The organism is Rhodoferax lacus (genome assembly GCF_003415675.1).
In the GTDB taxonomy this organism is placed as follows: Bacteria; Pseudomonadota; Gammaproteobacteria; order Burkholderiales; family Burkholderiaceae_C; genus Allorhodoferax; species Allorhodoferax lacus.
Genome location: NZ_QFZK01000011.1, coordinates 40029 through 57737 on the forward strand (window position 1 = coordinate 40029; position 17709 = coordinate 57737).

The following is a 17709-nucleotide window of genomic DNA, read 5'->3' on the forward strand; positions in this document are numbered from 1 at the left end:
TTTACAGATCACCTTGGTGGATCTGTGCATCGCCATCGCCAGTGCGGGCTTCCCCTGGCCAGCCAAATCTTGTTTTGCATGGCTAGAAGTTCCCGATGAACCAGTCCTTGATACCGCCAAAGGCGGTCTTCATGGACCCTTGTTTTTGTGCCACCTTGTAGCCGCGCATGCGGCCCAGGCGGGCTTCTTCCAGCAGGCCCATCACCGTGGCGGCACGCGGATGGGCCACCATGTCGGAGAGCGCACTGCGGTATTGCGGAATGCCACGTCGCACGGGCTTCAAAAAGATGTCTTCGGCCAGCTCCACCATGCCGGGCATGACGCAGCTGCCGCCGGTGAGAACGATGCCGCTGGAGAGCACTTCTTCAAAGCCGCTTTCGCGCATCACCTGGTTGACCAGCGAGAAGATTTCCTCGATGCGCGGCTCGATCACACCGGCCAGGGCCTGGCGGCTGAGCATGCGCGGGCCGCGGTCGCCCAGACCGGGTACTTCGACCTGGATCTCGGGGTCCACCAGCAACTGCTTGGCATGTCCCGATTCCACCTTGATGTCTTCGGCGTCCTTGGTGGGCGTGCGCAGGGCCATGGCAATGTCGCTGGTGATCAGGTCACCGGCAATCGGGATCACCGCGGTGTGGCGGATGGCGCCGTTGGTAAATATCGCCACATCCGTCGTGCCCGCACCGATGTCCACCATGGCCACGCCGAGTTCGCGCTCGTCGGCGGTCAGCACCGAGAGGCTGCTGGCCAGCGGATTGAGCATCAATTGGTCGACTTCCAGGCCGCAGCGGCGCACGCACTTGATGATGTTCTCAGCCGCCGTCTGCGCACCGGTGACGATATGCACCTTGGCCTCCAGGCGGATGCCGCTCATGCCGATGGGCTCACGCACGTCCTGGCCGTCGATGATGAATTCCTGCGGCTCCACCAGCAGCAGGCGCTGGTCGGTGGAGATGTTGATGGCCTTGGCGGTTTCCACCACGCGGGCCACATCGGCCTGGGTGACTTCGCGGTCTTTCACCGCCACCATACCGCTGCTGTTGATGCCGCGGATGTGGCTGCCGGTGATGCCGGTGTAGACCCGGGTGATCTTGCAGTCGGCCATCAGCTCGGCTTCCTTCAGCGCGGCCTGAATGCTCTGCACCGTGGCGTCGATGTTGACCACCACGCCGCGCTTCAAGCCGTTGCTGGGCGCCACACCCAGCCCTGCCAGTTTGAGCTCGCCACCGGGCATGACTTCGGCCACCACCACCATCACTTTGGCGGTGCCGATGTCGAGTCCGACGATCAGGTCTTTGTATTCTTTGGCCATAGGTTCACCTGCTTGTGTTTGTCCATTATTTTTTAGGCGCATCCGGCTGCGTGGTGCTAACACCGCGTAGCCGGATGGCGTATCCGTTTTCATGCCGCAAATCGGCTGATTCGATGGCATTGGGCGCACGCCCGTAGCGCGACACCACTTGTGTGAGCGTCTTCAAAAAGCGGTCCACGCGGGGCTTGACTTCGTCGATGCTGCCGCGGCCCAGTTCAATGTCGGCGCCCGCATCCAGACGCAGGCTCCAGCTGCCGCGTCCCGAGAGTTCCATCTGCTCCACCGCCATATCCATGTCGGAGAACAGGGGTGCAATGGCGCGGTACATGGCCAGCACCTCGGCGCTCTGACCTTCCGGGCCGCTGAGCAGGGGCAGGCTGTCCTGGTCCACCTCGCCCAGATTGGCTTCAAACACTTCACCAAAGCTGTTGACCAGGCGGGCATCGCCCTGCCCGCCCTCGCCGCCCCACAGGGCCACGGGCTCGTGTTCCTGCAGCGTGACGCGCAGGCGGTTGGGAAAATCGCGGTGCACCACGGCACGGCGCACCCAGGGTGCGGCTTCAAAGGCCGCGCGCACACGGGACAGGTCCACAGTAAAGAAGGTGCCCGCAATGCGCGGTGCCACATTGGCACGCAGGGTCAGGCTGTTGTTGTGGCGGCTGTCACCGGTGACGGTGATGCCCTGGATGTCAAAAGCACGGGCGCGCGAGACGCTCCGCACGGTGGCCACGGCACAGTAGACGAGCAACACCAGAACCAGGACGACTACCGCCAGGTTCATGAGTTTGACGTCCACGGGCGTTGCCACTTTGTTTTTCACACCGGCGCCCTCGCATCCAGCGTGGCGCTTTGCAGCAGCTGCACGCACAGGTCTTCGTAGCTGATGCCAGACGCCTTGGCCGACATGGGCACCAGGGAGTGGCCGGTCATGCCGGGAGAGGTGTTGATCTCCAGCAGGTAGGGGGTACGGGTGGCGGCGTCGATCATCACATCGGCGCGGGCCCAGCCGCGGCAGCCCAGCACGCTGTAGGCCTTGAGCACCAGTGCGGCAATGGCTTCTTCTTCACCGGCGGGCAGACCGGCGGGCACCAGGTACTGGGTGACGTCGGTGAAGTATTTGTTTTGGTAGTCGTAGTTGCCGTCGGGTGCGACGATACGGATCAGCGGCAAGGCCCGGGGTGCGGCCGTGGGGCCCAGCACCGGGCAGGTGACTTCATCGCCGGCAATGAACTGCTCACACAGCACTTCCACGTCATGCTGCGCGGCCAATGCGTAGGCGGCGTCACACTGGTCTGCGGTCATGACCTTGGTGAAGCCGATGCTCGAACCCTCGCGCGCCGGCTTGACGATCATGGGGGCGCCCAGCTTGGCAAAGGCGGCATGCGTTTCAGCCGGGCTGCTGACCTGCGCCCAGGCGGGAGTCGACAGGCCTTCAAAGCGCCAGATGCGCTTGGTCATGACCTTGTCCATGGAAATCGCCGAGGCCATCACGCCCGAGCCGGTGTAGGGAATGCCCAGCAGTTCCAGCGCACCCTGCACCGTGCCGTCTTCACCAAAGCGGCCATGCAGGGCAATGAAGCAGCGCTCGAAGCCTTCGCGCTGGAGGTCGTCCAGGGGCCGTTCAGCCGGATCAAACGCATGGGCGTCCACGCCCTTGGACAGCAGGGCCTTGAGCACACCGCTGCCCGACATCAAGGACACCTCGCGCTCGGCGGAGGCACCGCCCATCAGTACGGCGACTTTGCCCAAACCCGAATGGTTTTGTGTGCTCATGCGCGGCCACCTTTCTGGGTCAGCAGGTCGGCAATCTTTCCCGGCACGGCACCAATCGATCCGGCGCCCATGCACACCAGCACGTCGCCATCGCGCGCGTTGTCGATGGCCGCTTGCGGCAGGTCCAGGATGTCGTCCACAAAAATCGGCTCCACCTTGCCGGCAATGCGCAAGGCACGCGCCAGGGCGCGGCCGTCGGCGGCCACGATGGGGGCTTCTCCAGCGGCATAGACCTCGCCCAGCAGCACCGAATCGGCCAGGGCAATGACCTTGACGAAGTCTTCAAAGCAGTCGCGCGTGCGGCTGTAACGGTGCGGCTGGAAGGCCAGTACCAGGCGGCGACCGGGGAAGGCACCGCGCGCAGCCGACAGGGTGGCGGCCATCTCCACGGGGTGGTGGCCGTAGTCGTCGATCACGGTGACGGTGCCACCCGACTGGCCGTCCACTTGTGGCAGGGGCAGATCGCCATAGCGCTGGAAGCGGCGGCCCACGCCGTGGAATTCGGCCAGGGCTTTTTGCACCGCCGCGTCTTCAATATTCAGCTCCACCGCCACGGCTATCGCCGACAGGGCATTGAGCACGTTGTGCAGGCCCGGCAGGTTGAGCACCACGTCCATATCGGGCAGCACCACGCCGTTGCGGCGCTGCACGGTGAAGTGCATTTGCGCACCCACCGCGCGCACGTTGATGGCACGCACCTGGGCTTCTTCGTTGAAGCCGTAGCTGGTGATGGGGCAGGTCACGTCGTTGCAGATGTCGCGCACGGCCGCATCGTCGGTACACAGAATCGCAGTGCCATAAAAGGGCATGCGGTGCAGGAAGTCGACAAAGGCTTTTTTGAGATTGTTGAAGTCGTGGCCATAGGTTTCCATATGGTCTGCGTCGATATTGGTCACCACGGCCATCACCGGCAACAGGTTCAAAAACGAGGCGTCGGACTCATCGGCCTCCACCACGATGTAGTCGCCCTGCCCCAGGCGCGCATTGGCACCGGCGCTATTGAGGCGCCCGCCAATCACAAAGGTCGGGTCCAGCCCGGCCTGTGCCAGTACGCTGGCCACCAGGCTGGTGGTGGTGGTCTTGCCGTGGGTGCCGGCAATGGCGATGCCGCTTTTCAGACGCATCAGTTCAGCCAGCATCAGGGCGCGCGGCACGATGGGGATGTGCATCTCGCGGGCACGAATCACCTCGGGGTTGTCCTGCTTCACGGCAGTCGACGTGACCACCGCATCGGCCCCCTTCACGTTGTCGGCGCTGTGGCCCACCTGCACGGTGATGCCCAGCTTGGCCAGACGCTGCGTGGTGGCGTTGTCGGCCAGGTCCGAGCCGGAGATGGTGTAGCCCAGGTTGTTCAGGATCTCGGCGATGCCGGACATGCCGGCGCCGCCTACGCCCACAAAGTGGATATGTTTGATGGCGTGTTTCATTTGGCGAGCTCCTCGCAGGCGGCGACCACCGCATCGGTGGCGCGCAGTTGCTGCATCTGTTTGGCGGCCAGGGCGCGCTGCAACAGGGCAGCGCGGTCGGTGGATTGGAGAAAGGTGGCCAGGCGTTGGGGGGTCATATCGGTTTGGGGCATCAGCCAGCCTGCGCCCTGGTCCACCAGGAAGCGGGCGTTGGAGGTTTGGTGGTCATCCACGGCGGAGGGAAAAGGCACGAACACAGCCGCAGCACCCACCGCCGCAATTTCGGTCACGGTGCTGGCGCCTGCGCGGCACAGCACCAGGTCGGCATCGGCAAAGGCGGCGGCGGTGTCGGTGATGAAGGGGGTGAGCTCGGCAGTGACGCCTGCGGCGGCATAGTTGGCGCGCAGTTCGTCAATCTGCTTCTCGCCGCTCTGGTGGATCACCTGCGGGCGCTGGTCGGCGGGGATGAGGGCCAGGGCCTTGGGCACCACGCTGTTGAGGGCCCGCGCACCCAGGCTGCCACCCACCACCAGCAGGCGCAGGAGTCCGCTGCGTCCAGCAAAGCGCGCTTGCGGCTCGGCCTGTTTCAAAAATTCGGAGCGCAAGGGGTTGCCCACGTGCACGCCCATGGGGCTGACATTGGGGAAGGCGGTGAACACGCGGTCGGCAACCGAGGCCAGTACCTTGTTGGCCAGGCCTGCCACCGAGTTCTGCTCGTGCAGCACCAGGGGTTTGCCGCAGGCCACGCCCATCAGGCCGCCAGGAAAGGTGATGTAGCCGCCCAGGCCCACCAGCACATCGGGCTTGACCCGGCGCACCACCTGCAGGCTTTGCCAGAAGGCGCGCAGCAGGCGCAGGGGCAGCAGCACCAGGGTCTTAATGCCCTTGCCGCGCACACCGGAAAAGTCCACCAGCTCCAGCGCGAAACCACGGGCAGGCACCAGGCGGCTTTCCATGCTGCCGGGCGCGCCCAGCCAGTGCACGCGCCAGCCCTTGGCACGCAAGGCCTCGGCCACGGCCAGGCCCGGGAAGATGTGGCCGCCGGTTCCACCGGCCATGATGAGTGCAGTGCGTTGGGTTGTCATACACGGCCTCCGTGCATGAGCTGTCTGTTCTCGTAGTCAATCCGCAGCACCACAGCGATGGCAACCAGGTTGACCAGAATCGCCGATCCCCCGTAGCTCATCAGCGGCAAGGTCAGGCCCTTGGTGGGCAGAGCCCCCAGGTTCACGCCCATGTTGATGAAGGACTGAAAGCCCATCCAGATGCCCAGGCCCTGTGCCACCAGACCGGCAAACACGCGGTCCAGCGCAATGGCCTGGCGGCCTATGTGCATGAGGCGGCGGGTCAGCCAAAGGAACAACCCGATTACCAGCACCACGCCCACCAGTCCGAACTCTTCGCCGATCACGGCCAGCAAAAAGTCGGTGTGGGCTTCGGGCAGCCAGTGCAGCTTTTCCACGCTGCCGCCCAGACCCACGCCAAAAATTTCACCGCGACCGATGGCAATCAGCGAGTGCGAGAGCTGGTAGCCCTTGCCCATGGAATAGGCCTCGTCCCACGGGTTCAGGTAGGCAAAGATGCGCTCACGCCGCCAGGGCGAGAGCGCAATCATCAGGGAAAAGGCCACCACCAAAATCGCGGCTATCAGGAAGAACATGCGGGCGTTTACGCCACCCAGAAACAGAATGCCCATGGCGATCACGGCAATCACCATGAAAGCACCCATGTCGGGCTCGGCCAGCAGCAACAGGCCAATCACCGCCACGGCAATGCCCATGGGCATGACGGCGCGGAAGAAGCGTTCTTTGACTTCCATCTTGCGCACCATGTAGTCGGCGGCGTACAGCACCACGGCGAACTTGGCCAACTCGGAAGGCTGGAAGTTGAGGACGCCCAAGGCGATCCAGCGGCGCGCCCCATTCACGCCCTTGCCGATGAAGGGAATCAGCACGGCAACCAGCAGCACCAGAGACGCGATGAACAGCCAGGGCGCCACTTTTTCCCAGGTCTGCACCGGCACCTGGAAGGCCAGCAAGGCGGCCACAAAGGCCACACCAATGGACATCACGTGGCGCAGCAGAAAGTGGCTGTGCGCGTAATTGGCAAAGCGCGGGTTGTCCGGCATGGCGATCGAGGCCGAGTACACCATCACCAGACCCCACAGCAGCAAGGTAACCGTGACCCAGACCAGCGGTTGATCAAACCCCTTGACCTGCGCCGCACGGGTTTGCGTGGAGAACGAGCCGCGCCCGCCCAGGCGCACCGGCAGGGCCGCACTGTTGGCTGCTGCAAACTTGCTGGAGAACCAGCCCTTCATGGTTTGTGCAAAGGCGCTCACTGTGCACTCTCCAGGTCCGAGCCGCTGTCCAGCGCCAAGGTGCGCACGGCGTCCACAAAGCACTGGGCACGGTGTGCGTAGTCCTTGAACATGTCAAAGCTGGCGCAGGCCGGGGACAGCAGCACGGCGTCACCCGCATGCGCTGCGCGGTTGGCCTGGGCCACGGCGTCTTCCATGCTGCTGGCATCCAGCAGCGGAACGTCGGTAGCCGTCAGGGATGCGCGTATCAGCGGCGCATCGCGGCCAAACAACACCACGGCGCGCACATGCTGTGCCACGGGGTCGGCCAGCGGTGAGAAGTCCTGGCCCTTGCCCTCGCCACCCAGCAGCAGCACCAGCCGGCGCTCGGCCCCCAGGCCGCGCAGGGCGGCTACGGTGGCACCCACGTTGGTGCCCTTGCTGTCGTCAAAGAACTCGACGCCATTCAGGATGCCCACGCTCTCCACGCGGTGCGGTTCGCCGCGGTATTCGCGCAGGCCAAACAGGATGGGGCCCAGAGCGCAACCGGCGGCCGAGCACAGCGCCAGTGCGGCCAGCGCATTGCTGGCGTTGTGGCGGCCACGGATGCGCAGCGCATCGGCGGGCATGAAGCGCTGGATGTGCAGTTCTTCCAGGTGCTGGTATTTCTTGCGCGTCTCATCGGCTTCCAGGGCGCGCACCAGCCAGGTCATGCCATTGGTTTCTTCCAGGCCAAAGTCACCGGGGCGATGCGGCATGTCGGTGCCGAAGGCCACATACTCGCGCTCTATGGGGCGCTGCAGTTTGGCGCGAATCGGCTCAGGGCGCATGGCCATGACAGCTGCATCTTCGCGGTTGAGCACCATGAGGCCGGTCTGGCCAAAGATGTTGGCCTTGGCCTTGGTGTAGGCGGCCATGCTGCCGTGCCAGTCCAGGTGGTCCTGGCTGATGTTGAGCACCACTGCGGCCGTGGGCTCCAGGCCGCTGGGCAGGTCCAACTGGAAGCTGGAGAGTTCCAGCACCCAGACATCCGGCAGGGCTTGCGCTGCCAGGGCTTCAGAGAGGGTGTCCAGCAGCGTCGGGCCGATGTTGCCGGCCACGGCCACGCTCTTGCCAGACCAACGCACCAGATGCCCGGTGAGCGAGGTCACGGTGGTCTTGCCGTTGGTACCGGTGATGGCCAGCACCTTCGGGGCGTAGTGCGCGTGCAGGGTGGGCACCGGGCTGGCAGAGAGGTCCTTGAGTGCCTGGGCAAACAGGCTGAGCTCGCCGCCCACCCACAGGCCCAAGCCTGTGGCGGCATCCACCACACCAGCCGTCTCGGCCGGGCTCAAGCCCGGGCTCTTGAAGACGGCGCGAATGGAAGTGCCCTCCACCAGGGCGGCGTTGAAATCCGAATGCACAAAGGCCACGGCGGGCCACTCGGCGCGCAGGGTGGCCAATTGCGGCGGTGCTTCGCGCGTGTCCACCACGGTCACCACGGCGCCGTGCTGTGCGCACCAGCGCACCATGGCCAAGCCCGAGGCACCGAGGCCCAGGACCATGACGTGGAGGTTGCGCAAGTTGTTCATGGTGTCAATGGCGTCTCAGCGCAGCTTCAGGGTGGACAGGCCCACCAGGCAGAGTAAAAAAGTGATGATCCAGAAGCGCACCACCACCTGCGTCTCTTTCCAGCCCTGCTTCTCGAAATGGTGGTGCAGCGGCGCCATCTTCAGCAGACGCACGCCGGTGCCGAATTTCTTCTTGGTGTATTTGAAGTAGCTCACCTGCACCATCACCGACAGGGCTTCGACCACAAAGATGCCGCCCATGATGGCCAGCACGATTTCCTGGCGCACGATCACCGCCACAGTGCCCAGGGCCGCACCCAGCGCCAGTGCACCCACATCGCCCATGAAGACCTGGGCCGGATGGGTGTTGAACCACAAAAAGGCCAGGCCCGAGCCCGCCAGTGCGGAGCAGAAAATCAGCAGTTCGCCACTTCCGGAGATGTGCGGAAAGAACAGGTATTTGGAGAACACCGCGCTGCCGGTCACATAGGCAAACACGCCCAGTGCCGAGCCCACCAGCACCACCGGCATGATGGCCAGGCCGTCCAGCCCGTCGGTAAGGTTCACAGCGTTGCTCGATCCCACGATCACCAGGTAGGTGAGGATGACAAAGCCCAGCACGCCCAGCGGGTAGCTCACCTCCTTGAAGAAGGGCAGCAGGAGGCCGGCCTTGGGCGGCAGGTTCACATCAAAGCCGGAACGCACCCACTGGAAGAACAATTCCATGACGCGCAGGTTGGAACTCTCGGAGATGCTGAACACCAGGTACAGAGCCGCCAGCAGGCCGATCACCGATTGCCAGAAATATTTCTCGCGCGAGCGCATGCCCTCGGGGTCTTTGTTGACCACCTTGCGCCAGTCGTCCACCCAGCCAATGGCACCAAAGCCCAGGGTGACCAGCAGCACGATCCAGACGAAGCGGTTGCTCAGGTCAAACCATAGCAGCGTGGAGACAGCAATGGCCAGCAGGATCAGCACGCCGCCCATGGTGGGTGTGCCGCTTTTGCTCATATGGCTTTCCATGCCGTAGCCGCGAATCGGCTGGCCGATCTTGAGTTCGGTGAGGCGGCGGATCACATAGGGGCCAGCGGCCAAGCCGATCAGCAGCGACGTGAGCGCGGCCATCACGGCGCGGAAGGTCAGGTACTGGAACACCCGCAGAAAGCCGAATTCCGGGGACAGGGTTTGCAGCCATTGGGCCAGGCTTAGCAGCATGTGCTTGCTCCGATCTTGTCGTTGTTGTTCATGCGTGGGACTCCGCTGCGGCGCACACCGCTTCCACCACGCGCTCCATGCGCATGAAGCGCGAGCCTTTGACCAGCACGCTGTTGCAGGCGCTCAGTTGCTGCAAGACAGCGGCATTCAGTGCGTCCATCGATTCAAAGTGCTGTGCACCGGGAAAGGCAGCCACGGCCGAGCGGGCCAGTTCGCCCATGGCAAACAGGTGCTCGATGCCGCTGGCACGGGCTTCCACACCTGCCTCGGTATGGAAGGCCGGGCCCTGTTCGCCCACCTCGCCCATGTCACCCAGCACCAGCAGGCGCGGGCCGGGCAGTTCGGCCAGCACCGCAATGGCGGCGCGCACCGAGTCGGGATTGGCGTTGTAGGTGTCATCCACCAGGGTGCGGGTGCCGCTTGCCATGTGCAGCGCCACGGCGCGCGAGCGGCCCTTGACCGGCACAAAGCTTTGCAGGCCCTGCACCACGGCCTCTGGTGCCACACCCGCCGACAATGCGCAGGCTGCAGCAGCCAGCGCGTTCTTGACGTTGTGGCGGCCTGCAATGTGCAGGCTGAAGGTAAAGGTGTGGCCCAGGCCTTGGGCCTGCACCTGCCAGGCGCCATCCTGCCAGTGGGCAGCGACACAGCACAGGTCCTGGGACTGATCCGTGGCGCCCAGGCTGAAGCGCGCCGTGCGGCGTGCGCCTGCCAGTTGGGTCCACAGCGGGGTGAAAGCATCGTCTGCTGGAAACACCGCCACGCCATCGGCGGGCAGGCGTCGGATGACGGCGCCGTTTTCTTCGGCCACGGCCTGCACGGTGTGCATGAATTCCAGGTGCTCACGCTGCGCGTTGTTCACCAGCGCCACGGTGGGCTGGGCCACTGCCGCCAGGGCATCAATCTCGCCGGGGTGGTTCATGCCCAATTCGACGACGGCCAGGCGGTGGTGCGCGCGCAGGCGCAGCACGGTGAGCGGCACGCCAATGTCGTTGTTCAGGTTGCCGCGGGTGGCCAGGGCATCGTCACCGGCTGCGGCCGCCAGAATGCTGGCGACCATTTGCGTGACGGTGGTCTTGCCGTTGCTGCCGGTCACAGCAATCAGCGGCAGGCCAAATTGGGCGCGCCAGCCAGTGGCCAGTTGGGTGAGCGCTGCGCGCGTGTCAGCCACCTCGATGCGGGGAATGCCGGCGGGGTAGCTGTCGGCACCCAGGCCGGCGTGGCAGATGAGCGCACTGGCGCCGCGTGCGCAGGCTTCGTGCAGCATGCTGTTGGCGTCGAACTTCTCGCCCTTGAGGGCAATGAACAAGTCGCCCGGCTCCACACTGCGGGTGTCGGTGTGCACGCGCAGCACGGGCGTATCCGCAGCGCCCACCAAAGTGGCGCCGGACAGCCAGGGCATGGCGGTGTGCAATTGCATCATGGGCTTCACGCCGACACCTCCGGATGGCTGCTGCGCCGCAGCTGCAGGGCAGCCTGGGCATGGGCACGGTCGGAAAAAGCGGTCTTGGTGCCAGCGATTTCCTGCGTGGCTTCATGGCCCTTGCCGGCCAGCAGGATCACGTCACGCGCATCGGCCTGGGCCACGGTCTGGGCGATAGCCAGTGCGCGGTCGGACTGCACCTCCAGCGTCTTGCAGGAAGGCAGGCCCAGCAGGATCTGGGCGATGATGGTTTCGGGCTTTTCGCTGCGCGGGTTGTCGCTGGTGACCACCACGCGGTCGGCCAGCTTGTCGGCAATGGCGCCCATCAGCGGTCGCTTGGAGGCATCGCGGTCACCGCCGCAGCCGAAGATGCACCACAGCTTGCCGCCACGGGCACTGGCCAGGGGGCGCAAGGCAGCCAGGGCATGGTCCAGCGCATCGGGCGTGTGGGCATAGTCCACTGCCACCAGCGGTGTATTCGCATGGCCCAGGCACTCCATGCGGCCGGGCACGGCATGCAGTTGGCTGCAGGCTTGCACAGCGTCGGCCAGCGGCACGCCCAGGGCGCGCATGGCAGCCAGCACACCCAGCAGGTTGGAGATGTTGTAGCTGCCGATCAAGTGGGTTTGCACCGGCAGGCTGACAGCGCCTTCCACCACATCAAAGCCCATGCCTTGCGCGGAGTAAGCGATGTTGCGGGCCTGCAGGCGCGCGGCTTGCACCGTGGACACAGTCCACACATGCAGGGCGGTGGATTGCAGCGCCTCGGCCAGTTCCAGGCCCCGCACGTCGTCCACATTGAGCACCACGCTGTGCAGCCCGGGCCAGGCGAAGAGGCGTCGCTTGGCCTGCCAGTAGGCGTCCATGCTGCCGTGGTAGTCCAGGTGGTCTTGGGTGAAGTTGGTGAACAGCGCCACGCGGATCAGCGTGCCGTCCAGCCGCGCTTCTTCGATGCCGATGCTGGAGGCCTCGATGGCGCAGGCCTTGAGGCCTGCATCGGCAAAGCGGCGCAGGGCCGATTGCAGTTGCACCGGGTCCGGTGTGGTCAGGCCGGTGGCGACCACATCGCTCTGCGCAGTGGCGGCATCCATTGCGCTGCCAGCCGCCGGGGGTCGGCCCACGCCCAGCGTGCCAATCATGCCGCAGGGCAGCGGCGCCTGCAGGGCCGAGAGGGCTTGCGCCAGCCACCAGGCCGTGGACGTTTTGCCATTGGTGCCGGTCACGGCCAGCACTGCCAGGGCCTGGGAGGGGTGGCCAAAGTATTCGGCAGCAATCGGGCCGGTAGCAGCCTTCAGGCCCGCATAGCTTTCAACGCCATGGCTGGGCAACTGAAAAGCCTGTGCGCCCTGCTCTTCCACCAGGCACGCCACGGCACCCGACTGCAGGGCAGCGGGCACAAACGTGCGGCCATCCACTGCCGCACCGGGCCAGGCAATAAAGCCGTCGCCCGGGCGCACCACGCGGCTGTCGGTGCACAGTGTGCCGGTGACCCGGGCCTTGAGCCACTCAGCGGCGTTGGCAGGTGAGTTGAGCATCAGAAGCTCTCCTCTACTGTGCTGGCCACGATGTTGGGGTGCACCGCCATGTCGGGCTGCACATTGAGCAGGCGCAGGGTTTGCTGCACGGTGTCACTGAACACAGGGGCTGCCACTTCTCCACCGAAATACTTGCCGGCACTGGGTTCATCGAGCATCACGCCCACGATCAGGCGCGGTTTGTCGATGGGCGCCATGCCCACAAACCAGCTGCGGTACTTGCGGTTGCCATCCGTGCCGTAGCCCTTGCCCTGCTGCTTGTAGGCGGTGCCGGACTTTCCGCCCACCGAGTAGCCCTGGGTTTGTGCCTTGGGGCCGGTGCCGCCGGGGCCTGCCGCCATTTGCAGCATCTTGCGGACTTCGGCGGCGGTGCCGGGCGAAAACACGCTGACACCCACGGCGGGCTCGCTGCTCTTCATCAGGGTGGCGGGGATGATCTGCCCGTCGTGCGAAAACACGGTGTAGGAGCGCACCATCTGGAACAGCGAGGCCGACAGGCCGTAGCCGTAGGACACGGTGGCCTGCTCGATGGGGCGCCACTTGTTGGCCGGGCGCAGACGGCCAGAGACGGCGCCGGGGAATTCGATTTGCGGCTTCTGGCCGAAACCCGCCTGCGAGAAGGTCTCCCACATCTCGCTGGCCGGCATCTGCATGGCGATCTTGGCTGTGCCCACGTTGCTGGAAACCTGGATCACCTGCTCCACCGTGAGTGCGCCGTGCGGATGCGAGTCATGGATGGTGACGCCGGTGATGGTGAAGGAGCCGGGTGCGGTGTCGATCACGGTGGTGGGCTTGACGCGGCCGGTCTCCAGGGCCAGACCCACGGTAAAGGGCTTCATCACCGAGCCGGGCTCGAAGGTGTCGGTAAGGGCCCGGTTGCGCAGCTGCGCGCCGGTCAGGTTCTGGCGCTTGTCGGGGGTGTAGCTGGGGTAGTTGGCCAAGGCCAATATCTCGCCGCTCACGGCATCGAGCACCACCACGCTGCCGGCCTGGGCGCGCTGCTGCAACACAGCTTCCTTGAGCTTCTGGTAGGCAAAGAACTGCACTTTGCTGTCGATGCTGAGCTGGATGTCCTGACCATCCACTGGTGGCACCACCTCCCCCACACCTTCAACAGCGCGGCCCAGGCGGTCCTTGATCACATGGCGCATGCCGGGCTTGCCCAGCAGGCGCTTGTTGTAGAGAAGCTCCACGCCTTCCTGGCCGTTGTCTTCCACATTGGTAAAGCCCACCACGTGGGCGGCCGCCTCGCCCTCGGGGTATTGGCGCTTGTATTCCTTGCGCTGGTAAATGCCTTTGATGCCTAAAGCGGCAATTTCCTTGGCAGTGTCGGCATCGACCTGGCGCTTGATCCAGACAAAGGTCTTGTCCTCATCGAGCTTCTTGGCCAGATCGGCATAGGGCATTTGCAGCAGCTTGGCAAGCTGCAGCAGTTTGGGTTTCTCGTCCTTGGTGTCCACATCGTCGGGAATGGCCCAGATGCTGGGCGCCGGTACGCTGGAGGCCAAGATCAGGCCATTGCGGTCCAGGATGCGGCCGCGGTAGGCCGGCAGCTCCAGGGTGCGGGCAAAGCGCACTTCGCCCTGGCGCTGGAAGAAGTCGTTGGCAAACACCTGGATGTAGGCCGCGCGCGCGGCCAGGCCGCCAAAGGCCAGGGCAATGGCAGCCACCACAAACTTGCTGCGCCACACCGGCGTGCGACTGGCCAGCAAGGGGCTGGAGGTATAACGGATGCTGCGACTCACGGCCGCGCTCCCACTGGAGCCGATGCAGCAGGACTGACCGGTTCGGCGTAGCCCACATAGGTGGTGATGGCGGGCAGCACCAGGCGCATCTGCAGCTTTTCACGGGCCAGCTTTTCCACCCGGGCCGAGGTGGCCTGGGCGCGCTTTTCCACCTGCAACCTGTCAAGTTCACTGGAGAGGCGACGCTCTTCGCTTTGCGCCTTGTCCAGCTCGGTGAACAGGCGGCGCGATTCGTACTGCACGTTCACCAGGTAGATGGCGCTGAGCAGCACGGCCAGCAACAGGACCAGGTTGATTCTGGTCATAGGTTGGCCCCCACGCTTGTGGCTTCGCCGCTCTGCGAGAACACTGCGTGTACTGCGCTGTACGTGCCCCGGCCAGAGGCCAGGGCTCTTCTCGCCGTCCAAGCCTGCGCGGGCAGGCTTGGAGCCGCGGCGCTCAGCCCCATGGGGGCCCTCGCAGCTTGGAGCGGTCCGGCGGTGCTCATGCTGCCGTCCTTTGCGCCACACGCATGATGGCGCTGCGCGAACGCGGATTGCCCTTGATCTCTTCCTCACTGGGCTTGACGCGGCCCAGAGACACCAGTTGCATCACTTTCGGAGCGGCAAAGGGCGCCCGGCGGTCGTATTCTTCGCGCGCGTGCTTCGCAATGAACTGCTTGACGATGCGGTCTTCCAGCGAGTGGAAACTGATCACCGCCAGGCGGCCGCCGGGCTGCAACACCGAGAGGCTGGCCTCTAGCGCTTGCTGCAGCTCTTCAAGCTCGGCGTTGATGAAAATCCGAAAAGCCTGAAATGTGCGCGTTGCAGGGTCCTTGCCCGGCTCGCGGGTTTTGACCTGTTCAGCCACGAGCTGGGCCAATTCGCTGGTGGTTGAAAGAGGCCCCCGTTCCTGTCGGCGAGCAACAATCGCCTTTGCAATTGGCCCAGCAAACCGTTCTTCGCCATATTCACGTATCACCTCCGTGATTTGATTGACTTCAGCTGTTGCCAGCCACTCGGCCACACTTTCTCCGCGCGTGGTATCCATGCGCATGTCCAGTGGACCGTCGTTACGAAAACTGAAACCCCGCGCGGGGTTGTCAATCTGCGGTGAACTCACGCCCAGATCCATCAACAAGCCGGCCACGCTGCCCACAGGCAGTTCCCCCAAGTGGGCAAAGCCCTCGTGGCGGATGGAGAAACGCGCATCGGCAATGCTGGCGGACTCGGCCACGGCTTGCGGGTCCTTGTCAAAGGCGATCAGGCGACCGGCGCTTGAGAGCCTGGAGAGGATCAGGCGCGAATGGCCGCCGCGGCCAAAGGTGGCATCCACATAGGTGCCGTCTTCTGCGCCGGAAAAGTCATTGGTACCGTCGCTGAACAATGCAGATACCGCTTCGTTCAACAAGACGGTGGCATGGTTCCATGTTGTTTCCACCGTGCACCCTAGAAGGAAAAGTCCTTGAAGACATCGGGCATGTCGCCCTGCATGGCCTTGGCCTCTTCGGCGTCGTACAGGGCCTTGTCCCAAAGTTCAAAGTGGTTGCCCATGCCCAGCAGCATGGTGTCCCGGCTGATACCGGCGGCCGCGCGCAATTCGGGAGAAACCAGCACGCGGCCGGTGCCGTCCATCTCTACGTCCATGGCGTTGCCCAAAAAGATGCGCTTCCACCACTGGGCCGACATGGGCAGTGCGGCAATGCGTTCGCGGAATTTTTCCCACTCGGGGCGGGGAAACACCATCAGGCAGCCGTGGGGGTGCTTGGTGATGGTCAGTTGGCCGGCGGCGGTCGCACTCAGGACGTCACGGTGCCGGGTCGGCACAGAGAGCCGACCTTTTGCATCCAGACTGAGAGACGAAGCACCTTGAAACACGACCAGACACCTTTTTTTGAAGACAGAACGAAAAGCAGGTCATGAATGGCATTTTTCACCACTTAATTCCACTTTTTTGCACTGTATCAGCAAATGGCTACGCCGCAAGCAGGCTCGCAACAAAAATTTCCAATGAAATCAAGGACTTAGCGCAGGTTTTGCAGGTCACACAGACCCAAAAACCGTTCTAAATGAAGCACTTAGCAGTGGTACTGAAAGTGATGCTTGAAGCAAAGTCCAGTTTCTGGACATTTGCGGCTTTACAAGATGTAGCGCGACAGGTCTTCGTTCTGGCTGAGCTCGCCCAGACGCTTGTCCACATAGGTGGCGTCGATCTCCACGGTCTGTCCGGCCAGCGCGGCCGCGTCAAAGCTGACGTCATCGAGCAGCCGCTCCATGACCGTGGACAGGCGGCGCGCACCGATGTCTTCGGTGCGCTCGTTCACTTCAAACGCAATGCGGGCCAGGCGGGTAATGCCTGCGGGCGTGAAGTTCAGGGTGACGTTTTCAGTAGCCAGCAGGGCCTGGTACTGGCGGGTGAGGGACGCATGGGTCTGGGTCAGAATGGCCTCAAAGTCCTGCACCGAGAGCGACTGCAGTTCCACGCGTATGGGAAAGCGCCCCTGCAACTCGGGAATCAGGTCGCTGGGCTTGCTCAGGTGAAAAGCGCCTGAGGCCACGAACAGGATGTGGTCGGTCTTGACCATGCCGTACTTGGTGGACACCGTGGTGCCCTCCACCAGCGGCAGCAGATCGCGCTGCACGCCCTGGCGCGACACCTCGGCACCGCTGCCCTCGCTGCGCGAGGTGACCTTGTCGATCTCGTCGATGAACACAATGCCGTTTTGCTCCAGCATGCTCAGGGCCTGGGTCTTGATATCGTCTTCGTTGACCAGCTTGGCGGCTTCTTCATCGACCAGCAGCTTGTATGCCTCGCTGATCTTGAGTTTGCGCGTATGGCGCTTGTTCTGGCCCATTTGACCGAACATGCCGCGCAGCTGCTCGGTCATCTCTTCCATACCGGCCGGCACCATCACCTCGAGCTGGGGCGCAGGACTGGCGACATCGATTTCAATCTCGCGCTCGGCCAGTTCGCCCTCGCGCAGCTTTTTGCGGAAGGTCTGGCGTGCGGTGCTTTCGGGCGCGGCCTCGGCCGGGGCAAAACCAAAGTCATTGCGGGGCTTGGGCACCAGGATGTCCAGAATGCGCTCTTCGGCGGCGTCTTCGGCACGCGCACGCACCTGGATCTTGGCCGTCTCGCGGGTTTGCTTGACGGCGATTTCTGCCAGGTCGCGGATGATGGAGTCCACATCCTTGCCGACATAGCCCACTTCGGTGAACTTGGTGGCCTCCACCTTGATAAAGGGGGCATCGGCCAGGCGCGCCAAGCGCCGTGCAATCTCGGTCTTGCCAACACCTGTGGGGCCGATCATGAGGATGTTCTTGGGTGTGATTTCCGCGCGCAGGCTGCCCTCTACCTGCTGGCGGCGCCAACGGTTGCGCAAGGCAATGGCCACGGCCCGCTTGGCCTGGCCCTGGCCGACGATGTGCTTGTCCAGCTCGGCAACAATTTCCTGTGGTGTCATGTGAGGTGC

Annotated in this window: 15 protein-coding genes; all 15 read right to left on the reverse strand. The window is 64.1% G+C overall.

What is annotated here, in order from left to right; translation table 11 throughout:
* Positions 1-82: 82 nt before the first annotated feature.
* Positions 83-1312, reverse strand: a complete 1230-nt coding sequence (gene ftsA / locus DIC66_RS15705; protein WP_117178898.1) for a cell division protein FtsA — start codon at positions 1310-1312, stop codon at positions 83-85.
* A gap of 25 nt (positions 1313-1337) precedes the next feature.
* Positions 1338-2132, reverse strand: a complete 795-nt coding sequence (locus tag DIC66_RS15710; RefSeq protein ID WP_233505955.1) for a cell division protein FtsQ/DivIB — start codon at positions 2130-2132, stop codon at positions 1338-1340.
* Entirely contained in the window at positions 2129-3085 is a 957-nt protein-coding gene (locus DIC66_RS15715; protein WP_117178900.1) for a D-alanine--D-alanine ligase, read from the reverse strand. Before DIC66_RS15715 ends, DIC66_RS15710 begins: the two co-directional genes overlap by 4 nt.
* Positions 3082-4512 carry a UDP-N-acetylmuramate--L-alanine ligase gene (gene murC / locus DIC66_RS15720; protein ID WP_117178902.1) on the reverse strand — a complete coding sequence of 477 codons (1431 nt, stop codon included), beginning with the start codon at positions 4510-4512 and terminating at the stop codon, positions 3082-3084. Before murC ends, DIC66_RS15715 begins: the two co-directional genes overlap by 4 nt.
* Positions 4509-5576: an undecaprenyldiphospho-muramoylpentapeptide beta-N-acetylglucosaminyltransferase gene (murG, locus tag DIC66_RS15725; protein ID WP_117178904.1), complete on the reverse strand. Its 1068-nt coding sequence runs from the start codon at positions 5574-5576 to the stop codon at positions 4509-4511. The genes murC and murG overlap by 4 nt, the downstream gene beginning before the upstream one ends.
* Positions 5573-6811, reverse strand: a complete 1239-nt coding sequence (gene ftsW, locus DIC66_RS15730; RefSeq protein ID WP_117178906.1) for a putative lipid II flippase FtsW — start codon at positions 6809-6811, stop codon at positions 5573-5575. The genes murG and ftsW overlap by 4 nt, the downstream gene beginning before the upstream one ends.
* Before the next feature lie 17 nt (positions 6812-6828).
* The gene (murD, locus tag DIC66_RS15735) at positions 6829-8361 is read right to left on the reverse strand and encodes a UDP-N-acetylmuramoyl-L-alanine--D-glutamate ligase (protein WP_117178908.1); all 1533 of its coding nucleotides are present in this window, start codon (positions 8359-8361) and stop codon (positions 6829-6831) included.
* A gap of 15 nt (positions 8362-8376) precedes the next feature.
* A complete protein-coding gene (gene mraY / locus DIC66_RS15740; RefSeq protein ID WP_117178910.1) occupies positions 8377-9555 on the reverse strand; it encodes a phospho-N-acetylmuramoyl-pentapeptide-transferase in 1179 nt (392 codons plus the stop codon).
* A gap of 28 nt (positions 9556-9583) precedes the next feature.
* Positions 9584-10978 (reverse strand): UDP-N-acetylmuramoyl-tripeptide--D-alanyl-D-alanine ligase, encoded by a 1395-nt coding sequence (locus DIC66_RS15745; protein WP_117179085.1) that lies wholly within the window; start codon positions 10976-10978, stop codon positions 9584-9586.
* Positions 10979-10983: 5 nt separating this feature from the next.
* Positions 10984-12513 carry a UDP-N-acetylmuramoyl-L-alanyl-D-glutamate--2,6-diaminopimelate ligase gene (locus DIC66_RS15750; protein ID WP_117178911.1) on the reverse strand — a complete coding sequence of 510 codons (1530 nt, stop codon included), beginning with the start codon at positions 12511-12513 and terminating at the stop codon, positions 10984-10986.
* Positions 12513-14258 carry a peptidoglycan D,D-transpeptidase FtsI family protein gene (locus tag DIC66_RS15755; protein ID WP_117178913.1) on the reverse strand — a complete coding sequence of 582 codons (1746 nt, stop codon included), beginning with the start codon at positions 14256-14258 and terminating at the stop codon, positions 12513-12515. Before DIC66_RS15755 ends, DIC66_RS15750 begins: the two co-directional genes overlap by 1 nt.
* Positions 14255-14563: a cell division protein FtsL gene (gene ftsL / locus DIC66_RS15760; RefSeq protein WP_117178915.1), complete on the reverse strand. Its 309-nt coding sequence runs from the start codon at positions 14561-14563 to the stop codon at positions 14255-14257. The genes DIC66_RS15755 and ftsL overlap by 4 nt, the downstream gene beginning before the upstream one ends.
* A 178-nt stretch (positions 14564-14741) precedes the next feature.
* A complete protein-coding gene (gene rsmH / locus DIC66_RS15765; RefSeq protein WP_117178917.1) occupies positions 14742-15677 on the reverse strand; it encodes a 16S rRNA (cytosine(1402)-N(4))-methyltransferase RsmH in 936 nt (311 codons plus the stop codon).
* A gap of 8 nt (positions 15678-15685) precedes the next feature.
* Entirely contained in the window at positions 15686-16114 is a 429-nt protein-coding gene (gene mraZ / locus DIC66_RS15770) for a division/cell wall cluster transcriptional repressor MraZ (protein WP_117178919.1), read from the reverse strand.
* 260 nt (positions 16115-16374) lie between these two features.
* Positions 16375-17700 carry an ATP-dependent protease ATPase subunit HslU gene (gene hslU, locus DIC66_RS15775; protein WP_117178921.1) on the reverse strand — a complete coding sequence of 442 codons (1326 nt, stop codon included), beginning with the start codon at positions 17698-17700 and terminating at the stop codon, positions 16375-16377.
* Positions 17701-17709: the final 9 nt, after the last annotated feature.

Bases quoted from the DNA above. Each gene is read 5' to 3' on its own strand.
- DIC66_RS15750 (WP_117178911.1), bottom strand. From the start codon at position 12,513: ATGCTCAACTCACCTGCCAACGCCGCTGAGTGGCTCAAGGCCCGGGTC.
- murC (WP_117178902.1), bottom strand. From the start codon at position 4,512: ATGAAACACGCCATCAAACATATCCACTTTGTGGGCGTAGGCGGCGCC.
- murD (WP_117178908.1), bottom strand. From the start codon at position 8,361: ATGAACAACTTGCGCAACCTCCACGTCATGGTCCTGGGCCTCGGTGCC.
- DIC66_RS15745 (WP_117179085.1), bottom strand. From the start codon at position 10,978: ATGATGCAATTGCACACCGCCATGCCCTGGCTGTCCGGCGCCACTTTG.
- DIC66_RS15715 (WP_117178900.1), bottom strand. From the start codon at position 3,085: ATGAGCACACAAAACCATTCGGGTTTGGGCAAAGTCGCCGTACTGATG.
- hslU (WP_117178921.1), bottom strand. From the start codon at position 17,700: ATGACACCACAGGAAATTGTTGCCGAGCTGGACAAGCACATCGTCGGC.
- ftsA (WP_117178898.1), bottom strand. From the start codon at position 1,312: ATGGCCAAAGAATACAAAGACCTGATCGTCGGACTCGACATCGGCACC.
- murG (WP_117178904.1), bottom strand. From the start codon at position 5,576: ATGACAACCCAACGCACTGCACTCATCATGGCCGGTGGAACCGGCGGC.
- ftsW (WP_117178906.1), bottom strand. From the start codon at position 6,811: ATGAAGGGCTGGTTCTCCAGCAAGTTTGCAGCAGCCAACAGTGCGGCC.
- mraY (WP_117178910.1), bottom strand. From the start codon at position 9,555: ATGCTGCTAAGCCTGGCCCAATGGCTGCAAACCCTGTCCCCGGAATTC.
- ftsL (WP_117178915.1), bottom strand. From the start codon at position 14,563: ATGACCAGAATCAACCTGGTCCTGTTGCTGGCCGTGCTGCTCAGCGCC.